Below are 16,887 nucleotides of genomic sequence, written 5' to 3'. Positions count from 1 at the left end.
AGAGCCGTGCCCCGTTCGACAGGGCATGGGCCTAGTCCTCAATCAGCGCGTAGCGGTCGAAGCGGCATCCCCCCGGCCCGCTTGGCATGCAGGTCACGTTGTTCACGCTCTCCACATGTTCCACGGTGATCACGCCGCGGCCTTCGTAGGTGTAGCCCTGGATCACGTGCCGGCTGCCGAACCCGCCCCGCACGTGGAAGCGACGCACCTCTCCGCCCGGCAGGACGGCGTCAAAGCAATCTCCGGTATTCGCGAACCCGGTGGCGCCGGGGTTGCAGGGTTCCGGCGCGGTGGTGATCAACAGATCGATCTGCGTGACTGAAACGACCGTCTCGTAGCTTGGCACGTCGGTAAACTGCGGCTGCCCGGGGTCTTGGGCGGGCTGCGCCTCGGCCAGGGTGTGGAGCGCCGGGATGCTATCGGCGCTCACCGGACCAGAGTTTATGGGACCGAACGCATGGGCCTGCGTCGCCAGGGCGAGCGACAAGGTGAGGGCTGAAATCAATCTAGTCATAAGGGGCCTCCTTTCAGGGAGGATGAAAATGGGATCCGGAGCGCGGAAAAAAGGCGAAGGGATGCGCCCGGCGTAGCAGGAGAAAACCATGAACCAAGGCCCCGTCCCATGGGGGCAAATCCCCATAAAGGTGCTTAGTCCGAAACGCGACGGCCTACTCCTCTGGCCATTCATAAGCGATGAAGGTGTAGCGGTCGTAGTCGAACAACGGATGCGCGGCGGCATGGATGATGCGCTGGAAATAGAGGACCGGCGCCACCGGGAACCGCGCGTGAGCCCCAAGGTCGAGCGGAATGACCTCACCATCCGGCAAGCGCACCTCGTGGCAAGGGTAGACCTGGCCTTCCGGCATCGCGAAAGAGGCACAAAGGCCTTCGTCGCTGACCACCTCCACCACGATGAAATCACGCGCGATCTCTTCAGGCCGGGGGATCGCAAACGCTGGATGCGTGGGCGAAGACCGACGCGGCGTGCAGGCATCCATATCGCAAGGACCCCATTCTTCCCGGCTCCAGACCTCGTGTTCGGCCTCTCCGGTGTACTCGAAGGTCGGCGTGAAAGGGCGCAACAGGTTGCCTCGTGACCAATCAAAGGTCAGCTGATCGACCTCGATGCTCAACGGACCCGCACGATGGAAGCCGAAGATAAGTGCGTCCTGCATCGACCCGTCAGGCAGCTGCACTCGGGGGCACGGCGCTGGCGGGGCAAGGGGCTCGACAAAACACGACCCCGTTTCCGGCAGCACGGCCAGGATCATCGGCACGCGCGCGATCACCGGGGGGGCCGCTGCAATGTCAATAACCCGGTTGGACTGCGGGGCCACCATTGCCGCCATCTCTTCGTGCGTCGGACAATCGGCGCTCCAACAGGCCTGCGCGGCGGTCGGGGCAAGAAGCGGCAGGGCGAGGGCGAGCGTGAGAATGGAAAATGTCTTGGTCATCAAAGCGTCCAATCAGAGGGAAAAAAGGACCGGGCCGAAAAGGGGTTTAAGGGAAAGCGCCCGGATTGGCCCCAAGACACCATCAAAGGCCGCGCAGTCCTATGGGGGCGATCCCCCATATCGGCAAAAGCGCGGCTGGCCTGCTACGACTCGGGCTGCCACAGCTCTCACTTGCGCCCGTCGGGGTCCATGATCCACGCAAAGCGCCCGTAGTCATAGGTTTCCATCGGCTGCACCTGCGCCACGCCCTCCACCGCGCATCGTGCCAGCACGGCGTCAAGATCATCGACGATCAGGTTCACCATGAAAAGCTGCGTAGAGGGCTTGAAGTAATCACTGCCCGCCGCGAAGGGCGTAAAGACCGTGCGCGCGCCCTGCGGGAAGGCTTTCGCCGTCTCTTGGTGCGGGAAACTGAAGCTGAAGCCGCCGTCCGGGTCCACCTCTAGGCCCAGCACGCGGGCATACCAGCGCTTGGTGGCCTCTGGTTCGGCGCAGGCCATGAAGACCCCGCCCACGCCGATGACTTTTCCCATGGTGCCCTCCGATATGTGAGGGCAGGTTAACACTATTAACCTATTTCTGCAGCGCTTCGACCTGCGCAATGAAGTCGGCGCCGCGCATCTCGAAGCTGTCGTATTGGTCAAAGCTGGCGGCTGCCGGGGCCAGCAGCACCGTGTCGCCGGGCTGTGCATCCGCCGCCGCGCGGGCCACCGCCGTGGCCATGTCGCCACAAACCTCCACCGGGATATCGCCCAGATGCAGCGCGAAGGCCTCCGCCTCGCGGCCAATCACATAGGCTTTCGCCACGTTGCCCGCCGCTTCCCACAACGCCTCCAACCCGCCGTCCTTCTCCAGCCCGCCGCAGATCCAGCGGATGTGTTTGAACGCGCCCAGCGCCTTCACCGCCGCGTCCACATTGGTGGCCTTGCTGTCGTTGACGTAGAAAACGCCGCCCACCTCGGCAACCCGTTGCGACCGGTGCGGCAGGCCCTCAAACGAGCCGAACGCCGCCTCAACCACGCGCGGCGCCAGGCCCAAGGCCCGGCACACGCCATAGGCGCAGGCCGCGTTCTGGTGGTTGTGCGCCCCCGGCAACCCAGGCACCCCGCGCAGGTCGATGGAGGCCGCCTGACGGCCCTTGCGGAACTCGCTCAGCCAGCCCTTGCGGGTGCTGATGTCCCACCCCGGCCCGTTCAACTTGCCGCTGGAGATGCGGATCAAGCGGCCATCCTCGGGGCCTTCGACCATCTGGCCCGCCAGATACTGCCCCTCCACCTCATCGACGCCAATCACCGCACGCTCCGGCCCGCCCTCGGAAAAAAGCCTGCGCTTGGCCGCAAAATACCCGCCCATGCCGCCGTGGCGATCCAGATGATCGGGGGAGAGGTTGGTGAACACCGCGATGTCAGGCGTCAAAGCGCGGGCGAGTTCCGTCTGGTAGGACGACAGCTCCAGCACCACGACCTCCCCATCAATCGGCGGCTCGATATCCAGCACCCCGCGCCCGATGTTGCCCGCAAGCTGAACCGGCGTACCCGCCTCCTCCAAGATGTGCGCAATCAGCGCCGAGGTGGTGGACTTCCCGTTCGAACCCGTGACGGCAACAACCCGGGGCGGGGTGTCGTGAAACGCCCAATCCCCCTGCCCGAGCGAGCGGAAGAACAGCCCCACGTCATTGTCCACTGGCACGCCCGCCGCGTAAGCCGCCGCAATGGCGCGGTGCGGCGCGGGATAGAGGTGCGGGATGCCGGGCGAGGTGACCAGACAGGCCACGCCGTCCAAGCCGTCGCGGATCGGATCGTGGACCAAGAAGCCTTTGTCCGAAGCGCGCGCGCGCCCGGCCTCTCCATCGTCCCAACAGAGCGCCTCGGCGCCGCCCTCTCGCAAGGCGCGCGCTGCCGCCAGGCCCGAGCGTCCCAGCCCCAGCACCACGACCTTGCGGCCTTCAAAGCCCACCACTGGGATCATCCGTCTTGCTCCTTGACCAACCGGCTGCCCGCCAGATACCGCCCATTGGCGCGCAGTTCGATCTGAACAAACAACACCGCCACGATCCGCACGTCCAGATGAACCGGGCCAGAGTGCCCCGCGACTTCGGCCTCCACGAAGGGCGTGTTTTCATCGATGGCGATCATGTCGCCGCGATGCGCCACCTGCCTCCCATCAACCCAGATCCCGCAGCCCTTGAACCAATGGTTCACCACTTCCACGGACAGACCATCGACCTCACCCGTGACGCGCCGCTCCAGCAGGCTCATCGCAGTTTCAGCGTCGCCAGTCCGATCAACGCCAGGATCAGCGAGATGATCCAGAAGCGGATCACGATCTGCGGCTCGGCCCATCCCTGCTTCTCAAAATGGTGGTGAATGGGCGCCATCAGGAACACGCGCTTGCCCGTCGCCTTGAAGTAAAGAACCTGCACGATGACGCTGACCGCCTCGGCCACGAACAAGCCGCCGACAATGGCCAGCACGATCTCGTGCTTGGTGGCCACGGCAATGGCCCCAAGCGCGCCGCCCAGGGCCAACGACCCGGTGTCGCCCATGAACACGGCGGCCGGGGGCGCGTTGTACCACAGGAACCCAAGGCCGCCGCCGATCAGGCCTGCCGTGAAAATCAACAACTCCCCCGTGCCGGGCACGTAGTGGACGTCCAGATACTCAGTGAAATCTACGCGCCCCACCGCATAGGCGATCACACCCAGGGTGCCCGCCGCGATCATCACCGGCATGATCGCGAGGCCATCCAGGCCGTCCGTCAGGTTCACCGCATTGGCCGAGCCGACGATCACGATCATCACGAAGGGGATGTAGAGCCAGCCCATGTTCAATAGAACGTCCTTGAAAACGGGCATCGCAAGCTGGTTTGACAGCTCTTCGGGGTGCAACTGCGCGGCAATCAGCGCCGCCCCCAGGGCAATCGCAAAGCCTGCCGCCAGCCGCACTTTGCCCGAGACACCTGCCGTTGTGTTGCGGCTGACCTTGGCCCAATCATCCGCAAACCCGATCAACCCGAAGCAGACGGTCACGCCCAGAACCAGCCAGACGTAAGGGTTATCCAGCCGCGCCCACATCACCGTCGACAGGGTCAGCGCGGCAAGGATCAGCAAGCCCCCCATCGTCGGCGTGCCCGCCTTGGTTTCCAGATGGCTCGCGGGGCCGTCCTCTCGGATCGGCTGGCCGTCTTTGTACTTGCGCCGCAGGGCGTTGATCAGCGGGCGCCCGAAAATGAAGCCGAAAATCAGCGCCGTGAAGAAGGCCCCGCCGGCGCGAAACGTAATATATCTGAACAGGTTAAAGACATCGCCACCGTCGGACAGTTCACTCAGCCAAAACAACATGTAGCGGTCACCTCACCCTTCACCCTCAAGCGATTGCCCCAGTTTCCGCAGGGCGTCAACCACTAGGGACACGCGAGAGCCTTTGGAACCCTTAACAAGCACAACATCGCCGGGCCTCAACCTGCGCGGGACGGCCCGGCACAGATCCTGGGCCGTTTCCTCATGGGCGCCCTGTTTGGCCCCCGGCAACGCCGCGTGCAAATGCGACATGAGCGGCCCGCAGGTATGGACAACGTCGACCGCCTGCATGGACGCCAGGTCAGCCACATCCGCGTGCATTTGTTCGGCATCCTCGCCCAACTCCAACATATCGCCCAGAACCGCGATCCGCCGCCCGCCCCGTTCCGGCGTGATGGCGGCCAAGACGTCCAGGCCCGCAGCCAGGGACGCCGGATTGGCGTTGAAGGCGTCGTCAATCAACTCGATGGCGATGTCGTCGGTGCGGCTCAGCTGGATACGCTCGCGCTGGCCGCGCCCCTCAACCGGTTGCCAGTGCGACAGGGCCATGGCCGCCTGCGTCGTGTCCGCGCCCGAGGCCGCGACGGCGCAGAGCACGCCGACCGCGTTCATCGCATAGTGGCGGCCCGAGACGGACAGCTTCGCCAGGCGTCCGCCCTCATCGGTCGCGATCCGCATCACGGTGCTCTCTTCGGCCAGGATAACGTCCGTCAAGCGCAGATCTGCGCCCTCGGCCTCGCCAAAACGGACGACTTCGGCGGCGTGGGCCTTGGCCTTGTCGATCAGGATCGCGGCCGTTTCGACGTCCAGCGGCACAATCGCCACGCCGCCCGGCTCCAACCCCTCAAAAATGCTGGCCTTCTCTTCGGCGATGCCCTCGATGCGCCCGAAGGCCTCCAGATGGGCGGGCGCGATGGTGGTGATCATCGCCACATGGGGCCGCGCCATCCGGGTCAGCGGCGCAATCTCTCCGGGGTTGCTCATGCCGATCTCGATCACCGCATAGTCGGTGTCGGCAGGCATCCGGGCCAGCGTCAGGGGCACGCCCCAATGGTTGTTGTAAGAAGCGACGGCGGCATGGATCTTCCCCTGCCCGCTCAACGCCTGCTTCATCATTTCCTTCGCCGTGGTCTTGCCCACCGATCCGGTGATCGCGATTACCTTGGCCTGCGTGCGGGCGCGCGCGGCCTCGCCCAGACGCTCCAGCGCGGGCAAAACTGCCTCCACGACAAGGCATTTGTCGGGGTCCACGCCGTCGGGAACATGGTTAACCATCGCGGCAACGGCACCCGCCGCCAGCGCCTGCGCGACGAACTCATGGCCGTCGCGCGCGGCGGCCAAGGCCACGAACAGATCACCGGGGTCCAGCGTGCGCGTATCGATGGAAACGCCCGTCGCGGTCCAGTCGCCTTTGACCGTCCCGCCCGTTGCCGCCGCCGCGCTTTGCGCGGTCCACAAACTCATATCGTCCCCTCCAAAGCCGCCACCGCGACGGAGGCCTGTTCGACATCGTCAAACGGGTAGAGGACATCGCCCACCTGCTGCCCCGTCTCGTGCCCTTTTCCGGCGATCAGAAGCGCATCGCCGGGCTCCAGCATGTCCACACCGCGCAGGATCGCCTCGGCCCGGTCCGCGACCTCTGTGGCCTCCGGGCACCCCGCCAGAACAGCTTTGCGGATCACTGCCGGGTCTTCGGTGCGCGGGTTATCGTCTGTCACAAACGCAACATCGGCGTAATTGGCGGCAGCAGCCCCCATCAACGGTCGCTTCCCCGTGTCACGGTCGCCTCCAGCCCCAAAAACAACGACCAAGCGGCCCAGGACATGGGGGCGGAGCGCTTTTAGCGCCACTTCAAGGCTGTCGGGCGTATGCGAATAATCAACATATATCGGCGCGCCGTGGCTGCGCCGCGCGGCCAGTTCCATCCGTCCCCGCACGCCGGTCATTTTCGGCAGCACACCAAAGACGTCGTCCGGATCCTCCCCGCCCGCGATGACCAAACCCGCAGCAGTCAGCACGTTCATCGCCTGAAATCCGCCGATCAGATCAAGGCGCACCTGACGCCCCTCGCCTTGCCAGCGGAACAACACATCCTGGCCCGTTTCATCAATGCGACGCCCGGTGATTTTCAGCGCCGCCTCGGCATATTGCGCCACGCCAAGCACCTCGATCGCGCGTTCTTCGCAGGCCTCGGCCACGCGGACCCCATAGCTGTCGTCCAGGTTCACCACCGCCACGCCGCCTTCGGGCATAAGCCCGGTAAAGAGCCTCAACTTGGCCTCGAAATAGGCCTCCATCGAGCCGTGATAATCCAGGTGATCCTGGGTCAGATTGGTAAACGCCGCCGCCGCCAAGCGCACGCCGTCCATCCGCTTTTGGTCCAACCCGTGGGACGAGGCCTCCATCGCCGCGTGGGTGACGCCCGCCTCGGCCATTTGCGCCAAAACACCGTGCAGCGTGACAGGCTCAGGCGTCGTGTGAATGCCCGGCGCCTCATACGCGCCCTCCACCCCCGTGGTGCCAATATTAACGGCGTTAAGGTTTAGCGCTTCCCAGATCTGCCGCGTGAAACTGGCGACCGAGGTCTTGCCGTTGGTCCCTGTCACCGCCACCATCGTCTCGGGCTGCTTGCCGAAGAACAGAGCCGCCGCATGTGCCAGCGCATCGGCGGCATCTTCTACAACAACCAGAGCAGCGTCCGAGGCCGCCAGCTCCGCCGCCGCAATCTCAGCACCTTTGCGGTCCGTCAAAACCGCCCCGGCGCCCATCCGCAACGCATATTGGATGAACTCACCCCCATGGACCCGCGTGCCGGGCAAGGCCGCGAACAACGTGCCGCGTTCCACCTTGCGGCTGTCTAAGGCGAGGCCTGATACCACCACATCGCCGCCGCTCATCGGCGTCAGCCCCAGATCGGAAAGTCGTCTCTCGGCCATCATCCCGCCCCCTCAATTTGAGGAGTTGGATAGCTGCAAACCGAGGGGATGTTCAACGTCCGGTCGCAGGCCCAGAAGCGGCGCGGTGCGGCGGATGATCTCGGCGGCAAACGGCACCGCCGTCCAGCCCGCCGTGCGGCGGGGCTGATCGCCCGACGGATCGGACGCCTCTTGCAGCGTCACGATCAGCACATATTGCGGATCAGTCATCGGGAAGGCGCTGGCGAAGGTGTTCAGGTTGCGGTCATCATAATAGCCGCCTTGGGGCCGCGGCAGATCGGCGGTGCCGGTCTTGCCGCCCACATGATACCCCTCGACCTCGCCGAAGCTGGCGGTGCCATCGGTCACGACCGAACGCAGCATCGCATTGACGATCTGACTGGTCCCTTCCGAAATCACACGCGGTCCGTTTTGCGGCGTCTCGCGGCGGATCAGCGTCGGCTCAATCGTCGTGCCCCCGTTCACAATCGTCGAATAGGCCGCCGCCAGATGCAGCGGCGAGGTCGACACGCCGTGGCCGTAAGAAATCGTCATCGTCGCCAACTCACCCCAGCGCGGTGGCAGCAGCGGGCGGGCCGATCCGGCCTCGACCAATTCCACCGGCGTGGGCTCCAGAAGGCCCAGTTGATCCAGGAACTCACGCTGCCGCTGGCCGCCAATCGTCTGCGCCATCCGCGCCGTGCCGATGTTCGAGGAATGCACCAACACATCCTCCACGCTTTGGGCCGGGCCATAGCTGCGGAAGTCGCGAATTGAAAAGCCCGCCATGCGCAGCGGACCCGTGGTGTCGATCATGTCGAAGGGCGAATAAAGGTTCAGCTCCAGCGCCTGGGCGATCGTGAAGGTCTTGAAAACACTTCCCAATTCATAAACGCCCTGCACCGCGCGGTTAAACAGTGGGCTATCGGCCTGGTCCCCTTCCAGCAACGGACGGGGCCGCGCGTTGGGGTCGAAATCCGGCAAGCTCGCCATCGAGATGACCTCGCCCGTATGCACGTCCATCAAAACCGCCGCCGCGCCCCGCGCGCCCATCAACGTCATCGACCCCGCCAGCACTTCCTCCACCGCGGCCTGGATCGTGAGGTCCAGCGACAACATCAGCGGATCGACCCGCGACGGGTCGCGCAAATCCTCGTCAAAGCGCGCCTCGACCCCCGCAATGCCGATCACTTCCGCCGCGTTCACCGCCTCTTCGCCGAAGCTCGCGCCGCCCAGAATGTGCGCCGCAATCGAGCCGTTGGGATAAAGCCGCATCTCGCGCGGGCCGAACAACAGACCCGGCTCGCCCAGGTCATGAACCAACTGCTCCTGCTCGGGCGAAATGTAGCGCCGCAGCCACAGGAACCGAGAGCCGCCGGTGAAGCGGCGGTGCAATTCGTCGGCATCCATCTCGGGGAAAATCGCCGCAAGTCCCTCGGCGGCGGCACGTGGATAGATCAGATCATGGGGATGCGCATAGAGCGCGTTGGTGGCGAAATTCGTCGCCAGAATGCGCCCGTGGCGGTCCGTGATATCTGCGCGCGTGTTCAGGATCGTCGGCCCCTGGCTGACGATGCGCGGCTCGGTCGGGGCCGATGTCGCCAACGCCGCCATCCGCGTGCCCACCGCGCCAAAGGCCAAAACAAAGCACAGCGCCACCAGCAAAAGCCGCGAGTCCGCGCGCACCCGCATCTTGTCGCGCAGCCCCTCATGGCGCAGGCGCAGGTTCTCTTTCTCAACGTTATCAGGGTTTTCGCCCCGTGCGCGCGCGTCGAGGATACGGGTTAACGGTCTTAACGGAATGCGCAGGCTCATAGCGGCTCCACTTCTCCGTCCCAAAGCGGGTTGGAGGAATTCTCCAGGATGAACGCTTCCGCGTCATCAATCGGCGACGGGAACGGGATCTGCGCCACGTCACCAAATTGGCTCGGGGCCAGCGGCAAAAGACCCAGACGTTCAAAGTTGAAATCCGCCAACTCGCGCAGGCGGTCCGGACGGTTGAGGTACGCCCATTCCGCGCGCAACACGCCCAGGCGCTCGCGTTCATGGGCGATCTGTTGTTGCAAGCGGTTAACCTCACGGTCGGCCATCTGGGTCTGGATCGTCTGGTGATAGGCCCAGTAGCCCAGACCAACGACCAGAATAGCAGCGATCAACGTGGTGAAGCGCATGGTTAAAGCCCCTCCAACTGTGGCAACCCGAGTGCTTTCAGATCCACGCCCTGGGCGGGCGCGTCGGTGCGCGTGGCGATGCGCAGTTTGGCGGACCTCGCGCGCGTGTTGCGTGCGACCTCGTCCGCGTCCGGCGCAATCGCCTTGCGCGGCGTCAGCGTGAAGCCCGGTACCTTGGCCTCGGCTTCCGGCTCATAGCGCGAGCCGCCGCCCCCGGTACTGGCGCGTTCCGCCATAAACTTCTTCACGATCCGGTCTTCGCTGGAGTGAAACGTCACCACCGCCAGCTTGCCACCGGGCTTCAAGGCACGCTCTGCCGCCATCAATCCGTGGGCCAATTGACCAAACTCATCATTCACCGCAATACGGATGGCCTGAAACGAGCGTGTCGCGGGATGGCTCTGCCCCGGCTTCTTGCGCGGCAGACACTTCTCAATGATACCAGCAAGTTGCAGGGTGGAGCTAATGCGATACTTTAACCGCTCAGCGACGATCGCCTTCGCGATCCGGCGCGAGGCACGCTCTTCCCCATACAGAAACAGGATGTCCGCCAAAAGCTTTTCGGGCGCGTCGTTAACCAGATCTTCAGCAGACAAACCGCTCTGGCCCATCCGCATGTCCAGCGGCCCGTCGCGCATGAACGAAAAGCCCCGCTCCGCGATATCCAGCTGCATGGAGGAGACACCAAGATCCAGCGTCACGCCGTCCAACGGCTCCCCGGCCAAGGTGTCCAGATCGGAAAACGTCCCCTCTTCCAGACGTAATTTGTCACCAAAGGACACGGCCCAATCTGCGGCCATCTCGAAGGCCAGGGGATCGCGGTCCACGCCAATCACCGTATCCGCTCCGCCCTCAAGCAAGCCACGGGCGTATCCACCAGCGCCGAAGGTTCCGTCCAGCCAAACGCCAGAAATCGGTGCCACTTCGCGCAGGATTGCGGTCAACAGAACGGGGATATGGGGCTGATCGGCTGCGGCGGTCATTCGGCCCCTCACTATTAAGCATCATCTGTCACCGAGGTGGATTTGGGCGTGTTGGCAAGCGACACGGGGTTGAAGAACTCCTTGCCCTCCGACAGTTTCGCCAGCATCGCGGCCAGCTTGTCCTTGGACGCCTCGCTATCGGCGGGCTTGAGGATGTGGAATTTCGTGCCCTTGCCCTGGAAGACGGCCTCGCCGCTCAGGTCCAGCTTTTCTCGGGCCGAGCCGGGCAGGACGAAGCGGCCGGTGTCGTCGACCTGCACTTCGTCGCACAGGGAATAGTAAAGGATCTCAAGAACTTCGCGCTCTTCCTCGCCCTCGGGCATGGATTGGATTCGCTGGTCGAGGTCATCGTAGGCATTGCCCGACAGACACTCGACAAAATCGTTCATGGGGTTGCCGTAGGCGACATAGAGGCGCGGCGCGTCACCGGGGCCGCAGGAGGCATCTTCCGCCTGCAAGGCACGACGGAATTTAGCCGGGAGCGAAACCCGGCCCTTCCCATCAACCTTGCACACATTGGTGCCCTGAAACCTCGTATCCACGTATTCTGCCTCAAATTAGCCACAAAGTGGCCTTAGTTCACTCCAGTCATTCCCGCCGCTCTGCGCAGGGGCCCTGAAATGGAAACGGCGGATTGAGGAAGCTGCCACTCCTCAATCCGCCGCCCTCGTCCCATTTCTGGGGTGTCCGACTGCGCCGACTACCTGGGGGGGATGTCTGCTCGTCTACGCGCCGGATCTCTTTGTTTCGACGAATGAGATGCCTGTATGAACCTGCCTATTTTTGTTTTTGGTTCGGATCTTTGTGATCCTTTGTCTTGTCTCGTTGTCGATGAATTCTTGTCCCATGGGAAACTCTCCCAATCAACACCTTTTTTTGGGACAAAGCCCCAATCTGTTGATTTTCACCCCCTCTGAACGCAGCATCTTGTGCCCTTGGGGCGGCCTGACCGCACCCATCTAGTAGGGTTAACCCCGTTAATCACGATATGTGGGGGATTTCAGAGGTAGGGGAAGAAAGTGGGGGACGGTGGCAGATTTTTCCCAAAATCTACCAACCCCCGGGCGATCACGGCACCGTGATCCCGTTTTGTTCCTATTTTACTGATTCGAATCGCACTCGGATGCGACGCGGTGGGGGAGAAATCACCCCCGCCCCAGGCCCATTTCAGGCCATGCCGCCGTCAATGAAGCGCCGCGCGAGGCTCGCGTAGGCCTCGGCCATGGGACTATCCCCCACGGCAATCGGGCTGCCAGCATCGCCCGCAACCCGCGTGTCCAGGTCAATCGGCAGCGCCCCCAGGAACGGCAGACCAAGCTTTTCCGCTTCTGCCCGCACGCCCCCTTCCCCGAAAATATGGGACTCGTGCCCGCATTTGGGGCAGCAGAACGAGGCCATATTCTCGATCAACCCCAGAACCGGCGTCTTCAGCGTCTCGAACATATTGAGCGCCTTGCGCGCGTCCAGCAGCGCCACGTCCTGCGGCGTGGACACCACGATCGCGCCCGACACCTCGGACTTCTGACACAGGGTCATTGCGACATCACCAGTGCCCGGCGGCAAGTCGACGAGCAGAACGTCCAGCTCACCCCATTCCACCTGGGTCAACATTTGTTGCAACGCGCCCATCAGCATCGGCCCCCGCCACACCACGGCCTTTTCGGCGGGCAACATGAAACCAATCGACATCAGCGTGACCCCGTGGCCCTGCAACGGAATGATCGTCTTGCCATCGGGCGAGGCGGGCCGCTTGTTGACCCCCATCATCCGCGGCACGCTCGGCCCGTAGATATCCGCGTCCAGCAGGCCGACCCGCCTGCCCTGACGCGCCAACGCCACCGCCAGGTTCGTCGACACCGTCGACTTTCCCACGCCACCCTTGCCCGAGCCGATCCCGATAATCCGCGCCACGCCCTTGGGCCGCATCGGCCCTTCCTGCGGTTTCATATGCCCGCCCACCGACAGCGTCGGCGGCGGGCCTTTCGGCGCGGCGGGGGCAGAGGGCTTGTCGGAATGCGCCGTCAGCGCCACGGAAACCGAGGTCACGCCCTCCATCTTGCCGATGAACTCCTGCACGCCTTCCCGCAACCCGCCCATCTGTTGCGCAATCTCGGGCGACGGGGCCTCGATGATGAAGCTGACCTTGCCGTCCTGCACCATCAAGGCGCGGATCATGTCGCGGCTGACCAGATCTCCGCCATCGGGCAGGCCGATCTTGGAAAGAGCGTCGAGGATCGTTTCGCGGGTCTGGGCCATCTAGCGCGTCCTTACTATTGCAGCGTTTCCCCTCACATAGGATGATTTGCCCGGACGCGCACCCCCACAATGGCCATGCCAAGCGTGCCCAACGCCCCGGCGATGGCAAGCGCCGGGCCGATGCCCACACCATCCGCCAGCGCGCCGATGCCGATGGCTCCCACCGCCACCGTGCCAAAGCCCACAACGACCCAAAGGCTCATCACCCGGCCCCTGTAGCTGTCGGGCAGGCCCGATTGGATCGCCGACTGCAAACTGACCCCGCACCAGGTCGAGGTTAACCCCGTTAACCCTGCCGCCAGCAGGACCAATGGCCAGGACGGCGCCAGCCCCATGGCCATCACCGCCCCCTGCCCCGCAAAACTCGCGACCCACACCGCACGCGGGATCCGCGCGCCCACCGCCGCCACGCCCACGAATTTGAGTAATGCCGAAAACAAGGCGCCCGCGCCTGCCGCGGCCGTCAGATATCCAAGGCCCGCGGCCCCGCGCCCGAAGCCCCCGTCGGCAATCACCGGCAGGACTTCCAGCGTGCCGCGCGCGGTCGACGCGAAGACCAGGGTAATCAGCAAGGCCTGCCGGATCAGCGGCGTGTTGGCGGCATAGCGCAACCCCTCCACCAGATCGCTCAGAAACGGGGCGGCAGGACGTGGGGGCAGCAGGCGCGGATGCAGTGCGGGCAGGACCAGAAGCATCGGGATATAGCACAGCGCCGCCAGCCACAGGGCCGTGGCACCACCCGCCACGGCAATGACCCAGCCCGCGAAGACCGGCGCGACCAGGCGCGCGATGTTGAAGTTCAGCGCCGTCACCGCCACCACGTGCTGCACCAAATCGGCGGCCACCAACCTGGGGCCCAAGGACATGCGGATCGGGTGGTGCGCGGCCGAGATCAAACCGATGCTCAACGCCGCCAGCGCCAGCCCCACCGCGCCAACGTCACTGGCCACCAGCGCCAGCACCGCAATGATTAACGCCATTAACCCATTCGTCACGAAGGCCGCGCGGCGGATGTCGACCCGGTCGGTCATCACCCCGAAGAACGGCCCCAGAAACAGCGTCGGCAGAAGGCTGAGCGCGGCCACAAGCCCCACGGTCGAGGCCTGCCCCGTCCGCTCCCACGCCAGCCATGCCAGGGTGACCCGCTGGATCCAAAGCGCTTGCACCGCAAAGAAGACGCCCCCGAAAAACAGCTTGAATTGACGGTCCGCGAAGGCGCCTCCGGCGATCAACATGCGGTTAACCATAGGGAATGTAACGAAAATGTGTCATGCGTTCGCTGCATAGCAGCAATTCCGTATCGTCCATTGTGCAGTTGCAGCATTCGCTTATCTTCAATCGGGACAGAACGGAAAAAACCAACGGAACGCGGCGCAGGACGGTCGAAAACCTCCGCGCCACCCATGAGATGAAATCGAGGATGACAATGGCCTATCTCACAGGCAACCGCACCTACACCGCGCCCCTTGGCCAACGTTTGGCCGACGTGCGCGCAAATGCAATGCAGGCCTACAGCAACTGGCGCGTGTACCGCAACACCCTGGCCGAGCTGCAGGACCTTTCCATGCGCGAAATGGCCGATCTGGGGATCAACCCCTCCATGATCAAGCGCATCGCCATGGAAGCAGCATACGGAAAAGCTGTCTAAGACAGCGGACCCCGGCAAAGCCGTCTAAGACGGCAAACGACATACCGGGCCCCGTCCTCCCACGGGGCATCCGGGACAGCGGGCCGCACCCGACCCTCCCTTGGGGGCGCCCGCCTCTCCATAACGGTCCAGCTTCTGGGCCAGATATCCGGCCTCCTTCCTCCCATCGAGGCCGCGATCAGCGGGGCTGCTCCTCCTCCTCCCTTTGGAGTGGCTCCAAACGACAGACCGCGCCTTTCCTCCCATCGGATCGGTCTGACAGATACGGCCAAGGTCCTTTCCTCCCATCGGACCGGCGCCACACGACGGTCTTGCCCTTTCCTCCCATCGGGCGGGCCAGATATCGGCGGTGATGATGTCTTCCTCCCAAGAACGTCATCACCGCCTTTTTTTATGGCAAATGACTGGGCCCGAATGGCTAGGCCCAAACGACTAGGCCCGCGTGTCCTTGGGCGAGCCCATGACGACAAACGTGGTGATCGTCGCCACCTGCGGCAGCGCGCCCAGAACGTCGGTGTGGAAGCGTTTGTACGCCACCAGATCCGCCACTTCCACGCGCAGCAGATACTCCACCGTGCCGGTGATGTTGTGGCACTCCACCACCTCCGACGCCTGCGCCACGGCGCGTTCAAACGCCTCTTGCGAGGCCTTGGTGTGCAGGCCTAACCCCACTGTAATATAAGCAATAAATCCGACCCCCATGGCGGTGGGATCCAGCACGGCGCGGTAGCCTTTCAGCACGCCGCCCGCCTCCAAAGCCTGCACGCGCCTGAGCGTCGCTGAGGGTGACAGCGCCACCCTTTCCGCCAGATCCAGGTTCGAGATCCGGCCATCGCGCGTCAGCTCACGCAATATCTGACGGTCTTTTTCATCAATCTTCGCCATTTGTTGCGCAATCTACCCCCAATCCATCAAGTTCACAATTTCATTCGGGCAGAACACTCCTATCGTTGCGCAATGACCTACGAGCTTCTTACCGGCCTTGCGCTGTTCGCCTTCGCCTCCTCCATCACGCCGGGGCCCAATAACATCATGCTCATGGCCTCGGGCGTGAACTTCGGGCTGCGGCGCACGGTGCCGCATATGTTGGGCGTCAGCCTCGGTCACGGGGCAATGACGCTGATCCTGGGTCTGGGTCTTGTGCAGATCTTCGATCTGATCCCCTGGCTGCGCACCGCGTTAACCGTGGTCTCGGTCGGCTACCTTCTGTGGCTGGCCTGGAAAGTCGCCAATGCCGCCCCGCCCGCCGATGCCCGTGAGGGCAGCAAACCGCTGACGTTCCTGCAGGCGGCGGGCTTTCAATGGGTGAACCCCAAGGCGATCTACATGTCGATCTATGCCCAAACCTCCTACGCGCCCGAGGGCGCGGGGTGGCTTGGCGCCGTGTCCGTGGCGGCGATCTTCTCGCTCGTCAACCTGCCCTCGGTGGCGACCTGGGTCTGGGGCGGCACGCAGGTGCGACGCTGGCTGGACGGGCCGGGGCGCCTGAAGGCGTTCAACTGGACCATGGCCGCGCTGCTGGTCCTGTCGCTCTACCCGATGATTCTGCCCTCAGATTAGGGCCGCACCGCCACGCCGCTGGCGAAGCGGGGGATCAGGGCGATCGGGTCGAGTTCCTCATCCCAAGCGCCATCGCGGAACACATGTTGTTGCAGCTGACCCGGCGTTTCCGGGTCATCGGTGTACTGAAAACAAAACTCGCGCGGCGCGGTCTCGCGCAGCTCTTCGATCCGCGCCGGGATGTCCGCGTCCGGCAGCGGCGTAAGCCCTTCCAGGTCAAAGGGAAAGCGATAGCCCTCCGCCTGCCACATCGCGCGCAGGCCCTGATCCTCATAGGGAATGCACAGCGCATCGCCGCGCCAATCGATCCGGTATTCGGCGATTTCCATCGGGAAATCCCAGGTCGCCGAGGCGGTGATCAGCACGGTGTGATCCGCGTTCAACTCTACATAAAGCTCCGCCCAGGCGCAGGAGGACCGCGCGTCAGGGTAGTAGCAAAACGCCGAGGCCTCCATATGCGCCTCGACCTCTGCGCGGGTCAGGAAGTCTTGCGCGGCCACTGGGACGGCGAGAAGCGGCAGCACGGCCAGGGCAGTCAAAGGGCGCAACATGAAATTCTCCGCTGGGGTCATGGCGTTAACCTAGTTCCCTAGGGGCACCGG

At 64.0% G+C, this 16,887-nt stretch carries 18 protein-coding genes; 2 read left to right on the top strand and 16 right to left on the bottom strand.

Translation table 11 applies throughout. The features are described 5' to 3' along the window. Window positions 1-31 precede the first annotated feature (31 nt). From AC6I9R_RS09650 to AC6I9R_RS09585, 14 genes are all read right to left on the bottom strand, one after another. Window positions 32-514, bottom strand: a complete 483-nt coding sequence (locus tag AC6I9R_RS09650) for a hypothetical protein (protein ID WP_461425358.1) — start codon at window positions 512-514, stop codon at window positions 32-34. A gap of 154 nt (window positions 515-668) precedes the next feature. Then, entirely contained in the window at window positions 669-1,454 is a 786-nt protein-coding gene (locus AC6I9R_RS09645; RefSeq protein WP_461425357.1) for a hypothetical protein, read from the bottom strand. A gap of 167 nt (window positions 1,455-1,621) precedes the next feature. Next, window positions 1,622-1,987, bottom strand: coding sequence for a VOC family protein (locus AC6I9R_RS09640; protein WP_461425356.1), 366 nt, complete (start codon window positions 1,985-1,987; stop codon window positions 1,622-1,624). A 40-nt stretch (window positions 1,988-2,027) separates the two neighbouring features. Then, window positions 2,028-3,422, bottom strand: coding sequence for a UDP-N-acetylmuramoyl-L-alanine--D-glutamate ligase (gene murD / locus AC6I9R_RS09635; RefSeq protein WP_461425355.1), 1,395 nt, complete (start codon window positions 3,420-3,422; stop codon window positions 2,028-2,030). After that, complete coding sequence (locus tag AC6I9R_RS09630) at window positions 3,419-3,712, bottom strand: hypothetical protein (protein WP_461425354.1); 294 nt, start codon at window positions 3,710-3,712, stop codon at window positions 3,419-3,421. Before AC6I9R_RS09630 ends, murD begins: the two co-directional genes overlap by 4 nt. Continuing rightward, window positions 3,709-4,794, bottom strand: a complete 1,086-nt coding sequence (gene mraY, locus AC6I9R_RS09625; RefSeq protein WP_461425353.1) for a phospho-N-acetylmuramoyl-pentapeptide-transferase — start codon at window positions 4,792-4,794, stop codon at window positions 3,709-3,711. Before mraY ends, AC6I9R_RS09630 begins: the two co-directional genes overlap by 4 nt. A 12-nt stretch (window positions 4,795-4,806) precedes the next feature. Next, window positions 4,807-6,216 carry a UDP-N-acetylmuramoyl-tripeptide--D-alanyl-D-alanine ligase gene (locus AC6I9R_RS09620; protein WP_461425352.1) on the bottom strand — a complete coding sequence of 470 codons (1,410 nt, stop codon included), beginning with the start codon at window positions 6,214-6,216 and terminating at the stop codon, window positions 4,807-4,809. Beyond that, on the bottom strand, window positions 6,213-7,688 hold the full coding sequence (locus AC6I9R_RS09615) for a UDP-N-acetylmuramoyl-L-alanyl-D-glutamate--2,6-diaminopimelate ligase (RefSeq protein WP_461425351.1): 1,476 nt from the start codon (window positions 7,686-7,688) through the stop codon (window positions 6,213-6,215). Before AC6I9R_RS09615 ends, AC6I9R_RS09620 begins: the two co-directional genes overlap by 4 nt. Window positions 7,689-7,700: 12 nt before the next feature. Beyond that, a complete protein-coding gene (locus tag AC6I9R_RS09610; RefSeq protein WP_497863100.1) occupies window positions 7,701-9,482 on the bottom strand; it encodes a peptidoglycan D,D-transpeptidase FtsI family protein in 1,782 nt (593 codons plus the stop codon). Further along, window positions 9,479-9,838, bottom strand: coding sequence for a cell division protein FtsL (ftsL, locus tag AC6I9R_RS09605; protein ID WP_461425349.1), 360 nt, complete (start codon window positions 9,836-9,838; stop codon window positions 9,479-9,481). Before ftsL ends, AC6I9R_RS09610 begins: the two co-directional genes overlap by 4 nt. A 2-nt stretch (window positions 9,839-9,840) precedes the next feature. After that, window positions 9,841-10,821 carry a 16S rRNA (cytosine(1402)-N(4))-methyltransferase RsmH gene (gene rsmH, locus AC6I9R_RS09600; protein ID WP_461425348.1) on the bottom strand — a complete coding sequence of 327 codons (981 nt, stop codon included), beginning with the start codon at window positions 10,819-10,821 and terminating at the stop codon, window positions 9,841-9,843. 14 nt (window positions 10,822-10,835) lie between these two features. Next, on the bottom strand, window positions 10,836-11,363 hold the full coding sequence (locus AC6I9R_RS09595; protein WP_497863099.1) for a division/cell wall cluster transcriptional repressor MraZ: 528 nt from the start codon (window positions 11,361-11,363) through the stop codon (window positions 10,836-10,838). Window positions 11,364-11,988: 625 nt separating this feature from the next. Beyond that, window positions 11,989-13,077, bottom strand: a complete 1,089-nt coding sequence (locus AC6I9R_RS09590; protein ID WP_461425347.1) for an Mrp/NBP35 family ATP-binding protein — start codon at window positions 13,075-13,077, stop codon at window positions 11,989-11,991. 32 nt (window positions 13,078-13,109) lie between these two features. Beyond that, the gene (locus AC6I9R_RS09585; protein ID WP_461425346.1) at window positions 13,110-14,312 is read right to left on the bottom strand and encodes an MFS transporter; all 1,203 of its coding nucleotides are present in this window, start codon (window positions 14,310-14,312) and stop codon (window positions 13,110-13,112) included. Window positions 14,313-14,347: 35 nt separating this feature from the next. Here AC6I9R_RS09585 and AC6I9R_RS09580 point away from each other — a divergent pair, with 35 nt between their 5' ends. After that, window positions 14,348-14,725 (top strand): DUF1127 domain-containing protein, encoded by a 378-nt coding sequence (locus AC6I9R_RS09580; protein ID WP_461425345.1) that lies wholly within the window; start codon window positions 14,348-14,350, stop codon window positions 14,723-14,725. A 432-nt stretch (window positions 14,726-15,157) separates the two neighbouring features. On the opposite strand, the gene AC6I9R_RS09575 is transcribed toward AC6I9R_RS09580, so the two are convergent. Continuing rightward, window positions 15,158-15,610, bottom strand: coding sequence for an Lrp/AsnC family transcriptional regulator (locus tag AC6I9R_RS09575; protein ID WP_461425344.1), 453 nt, complete (start codon window positions 15,608-15,610; stop codon window positions 15,158-15,160). A gap of 72 nt (window positions 15,611-15,682) precedes the next feature. On the opposite strand from AC6I9R_RS09575, the gene AC6I9R_RS09570 reads away from it, so the two are divergent. Continuing rightward, window positions 15,683-16,285, top strand: coding sequence for a LysE family translocator (locus tag AC6I9R_RS09570; RefSeq protein WP_461425343.1), 603 nt, complete (start codon window positions 15,683-15,685; stop codon window positions 16,283-16,285). Here AC6I9R_RS09570 and AC6I9R_RS09565 read toward each other — a convergent pair. Then, on the bottom strand, window positions 16,282-16,836 hold the full coding sequence (locus AC6I9R_RS09565) for a hypothetical protein (RefSeq protein WP_497863098.1): 555 nt from the start codon (window positions 16,834-16,836) through the stop codon (window positions 16,282-16,284). The genes AC6I9R_RS09570 and AC6I9R_RS09565 overlap by 4 nt on opposite strands. Between the last annotated feature and the right edge of the window lie 51 nt (window positions 16,837-16,887).

The organism is Gymnodinialimonas sp. (assembly GCF_059726805.1).
Note: the sequence above shows the minus strand (reverse complement) of the source record. Positions and strands in the feature narration are given on the sequence as shown.

What these genes read in the sequence shown, in the direction of transcription:
- AC6I9R_RS09590 (WP_461425347.1), bottom strand. Translation starts at nt 13,077, where the DNA reads ATGGCCCAGACCCGCGAAACGATCCTCGACGCTCTTTCCAAGATCGGC.
- murD (WP_461425355.1), bottom strand. Translation starts at nt 3,422, where the DNA reads ATGATCCCAGTGGTGGGCTTTGAAGGCCGCAAGGTCGTGGTGCTGGGG.
- AC6I9R_RS09565 (WP_497863098.1), bottom strand. Translation starts at nt 16,836, where the DNA reads ATGTTGCGCCCTTTGACTGCCCTGGCCGTGCTGCCGCTTCTCGCCGTC.
- AC6I9R_RS09645 (WP_461425357.1), bottom strand. Translation starts at nt 1,454, where the DNA reads ATGACCAAGACATTTTCCATTCTCACGCTCGCCCTCGCCCTGCCGCTT.
- AC6I9R_RS09570 (WP_461425343.1), top strand. Translation starts at nt 15,683, where the DNA reads ATGACCTACGAGCTTCTTACCGGCCTTGCGCTGTTCGCCTTCGCCTCC.
- mraY (WP_461425353.1), bottom strand. Translation starts at nt 4,794, where the DNA reads ATGTTGTTTTGGCTGAGTGAACTGTCCGACGGTGGCGATGTCTTTAAC.
- AC6I9R_RS09615 (WP_461425351.1), bottom strand. Translation starts at nt 7,688, where the DNA reads ATGGCCGAGAGACGACTTTCCGATCTGGGGCTGACGCCGATGAGCGGC.
- AC6I9R_RS09630 (WP_461425354.1), bottom strand. Translation starts at nt 3,712, where the DNA reads ATGAGCCTGCTGGAGCGGCGCGTCACGGGTGAGGTCGATGGTCTGTCC.
- ftsL (WP_461425349.1), bottom strand. Translation starts at nt 9,838, where the DNA reads ATGCGCTTCACCACGTTGATCGCTGCTATTCTGGTCGTTGGTCTGGGC.
- AC6I9R_RS09640 (WP_461425356.1), bottom strand. Translation starts at nt 1,987, where the DNA reads ATGGGAAAAGTCATCGGCGTGGGCGGGGTCTTCATGGCCTGCGCCGAA.
- AC6I9R_RS09650 (WP_461425358.1), bottom strand. Translation starts at nt 514, where the DNA reads ATGACTAGATTGATTTCAGCCCTCACCTTGTCGCTCGCCCTGGCGACG.
- AC6I9R_RS09620 (WP_461425352.1), bottom strand. Translation starts at nt 6,216, where the DNA reads ATGAGTTTGTGGACCGCGCAAAGCGCGGCGGCGGCAACGGGCGGGACG.
- AC6I9R_RS09575 (WP_461425344.1), bottom strand. Translation starts at nt 15,610, where the DNA reads ATGGCGAAGATTGATGAAAAAGACCGTCAGATATTGCGTGAGCTGACG.
- rsmH (WP_461425348.1), bottom strand. Translation starts at nt 10,821, where the DNA reads ATGACCGCCGCAGCCGATCAGCCCCATATCCCCGTTCTGTTGACCGCA.
- AC6I9R_RS09610 (WP_497863100.1), bottom strand. Translation starts at nt 9,482, where the DNA reads ATGAGCCTGCGCATTCCGTTAAGACCGTTAACCCGTATCCTCGACGCG.
- AC6I9R_RS09585 (WP_461425346.1), bottom strand. Translation starts at nt 14,312, where the DNA reads ATGTTGATCGCCGGAGGCGCCTTCGCGGACCGTCAATTCAAGCTGTTT.
- AC6I9R_RS09580 (WP_461425345.1), top strand. Translation starts at nt 14,348, where the DNA reads ATGCGTTCGCTGCATAGCAGCAATTCCGTATCGTCCATTGTGCAGTTG.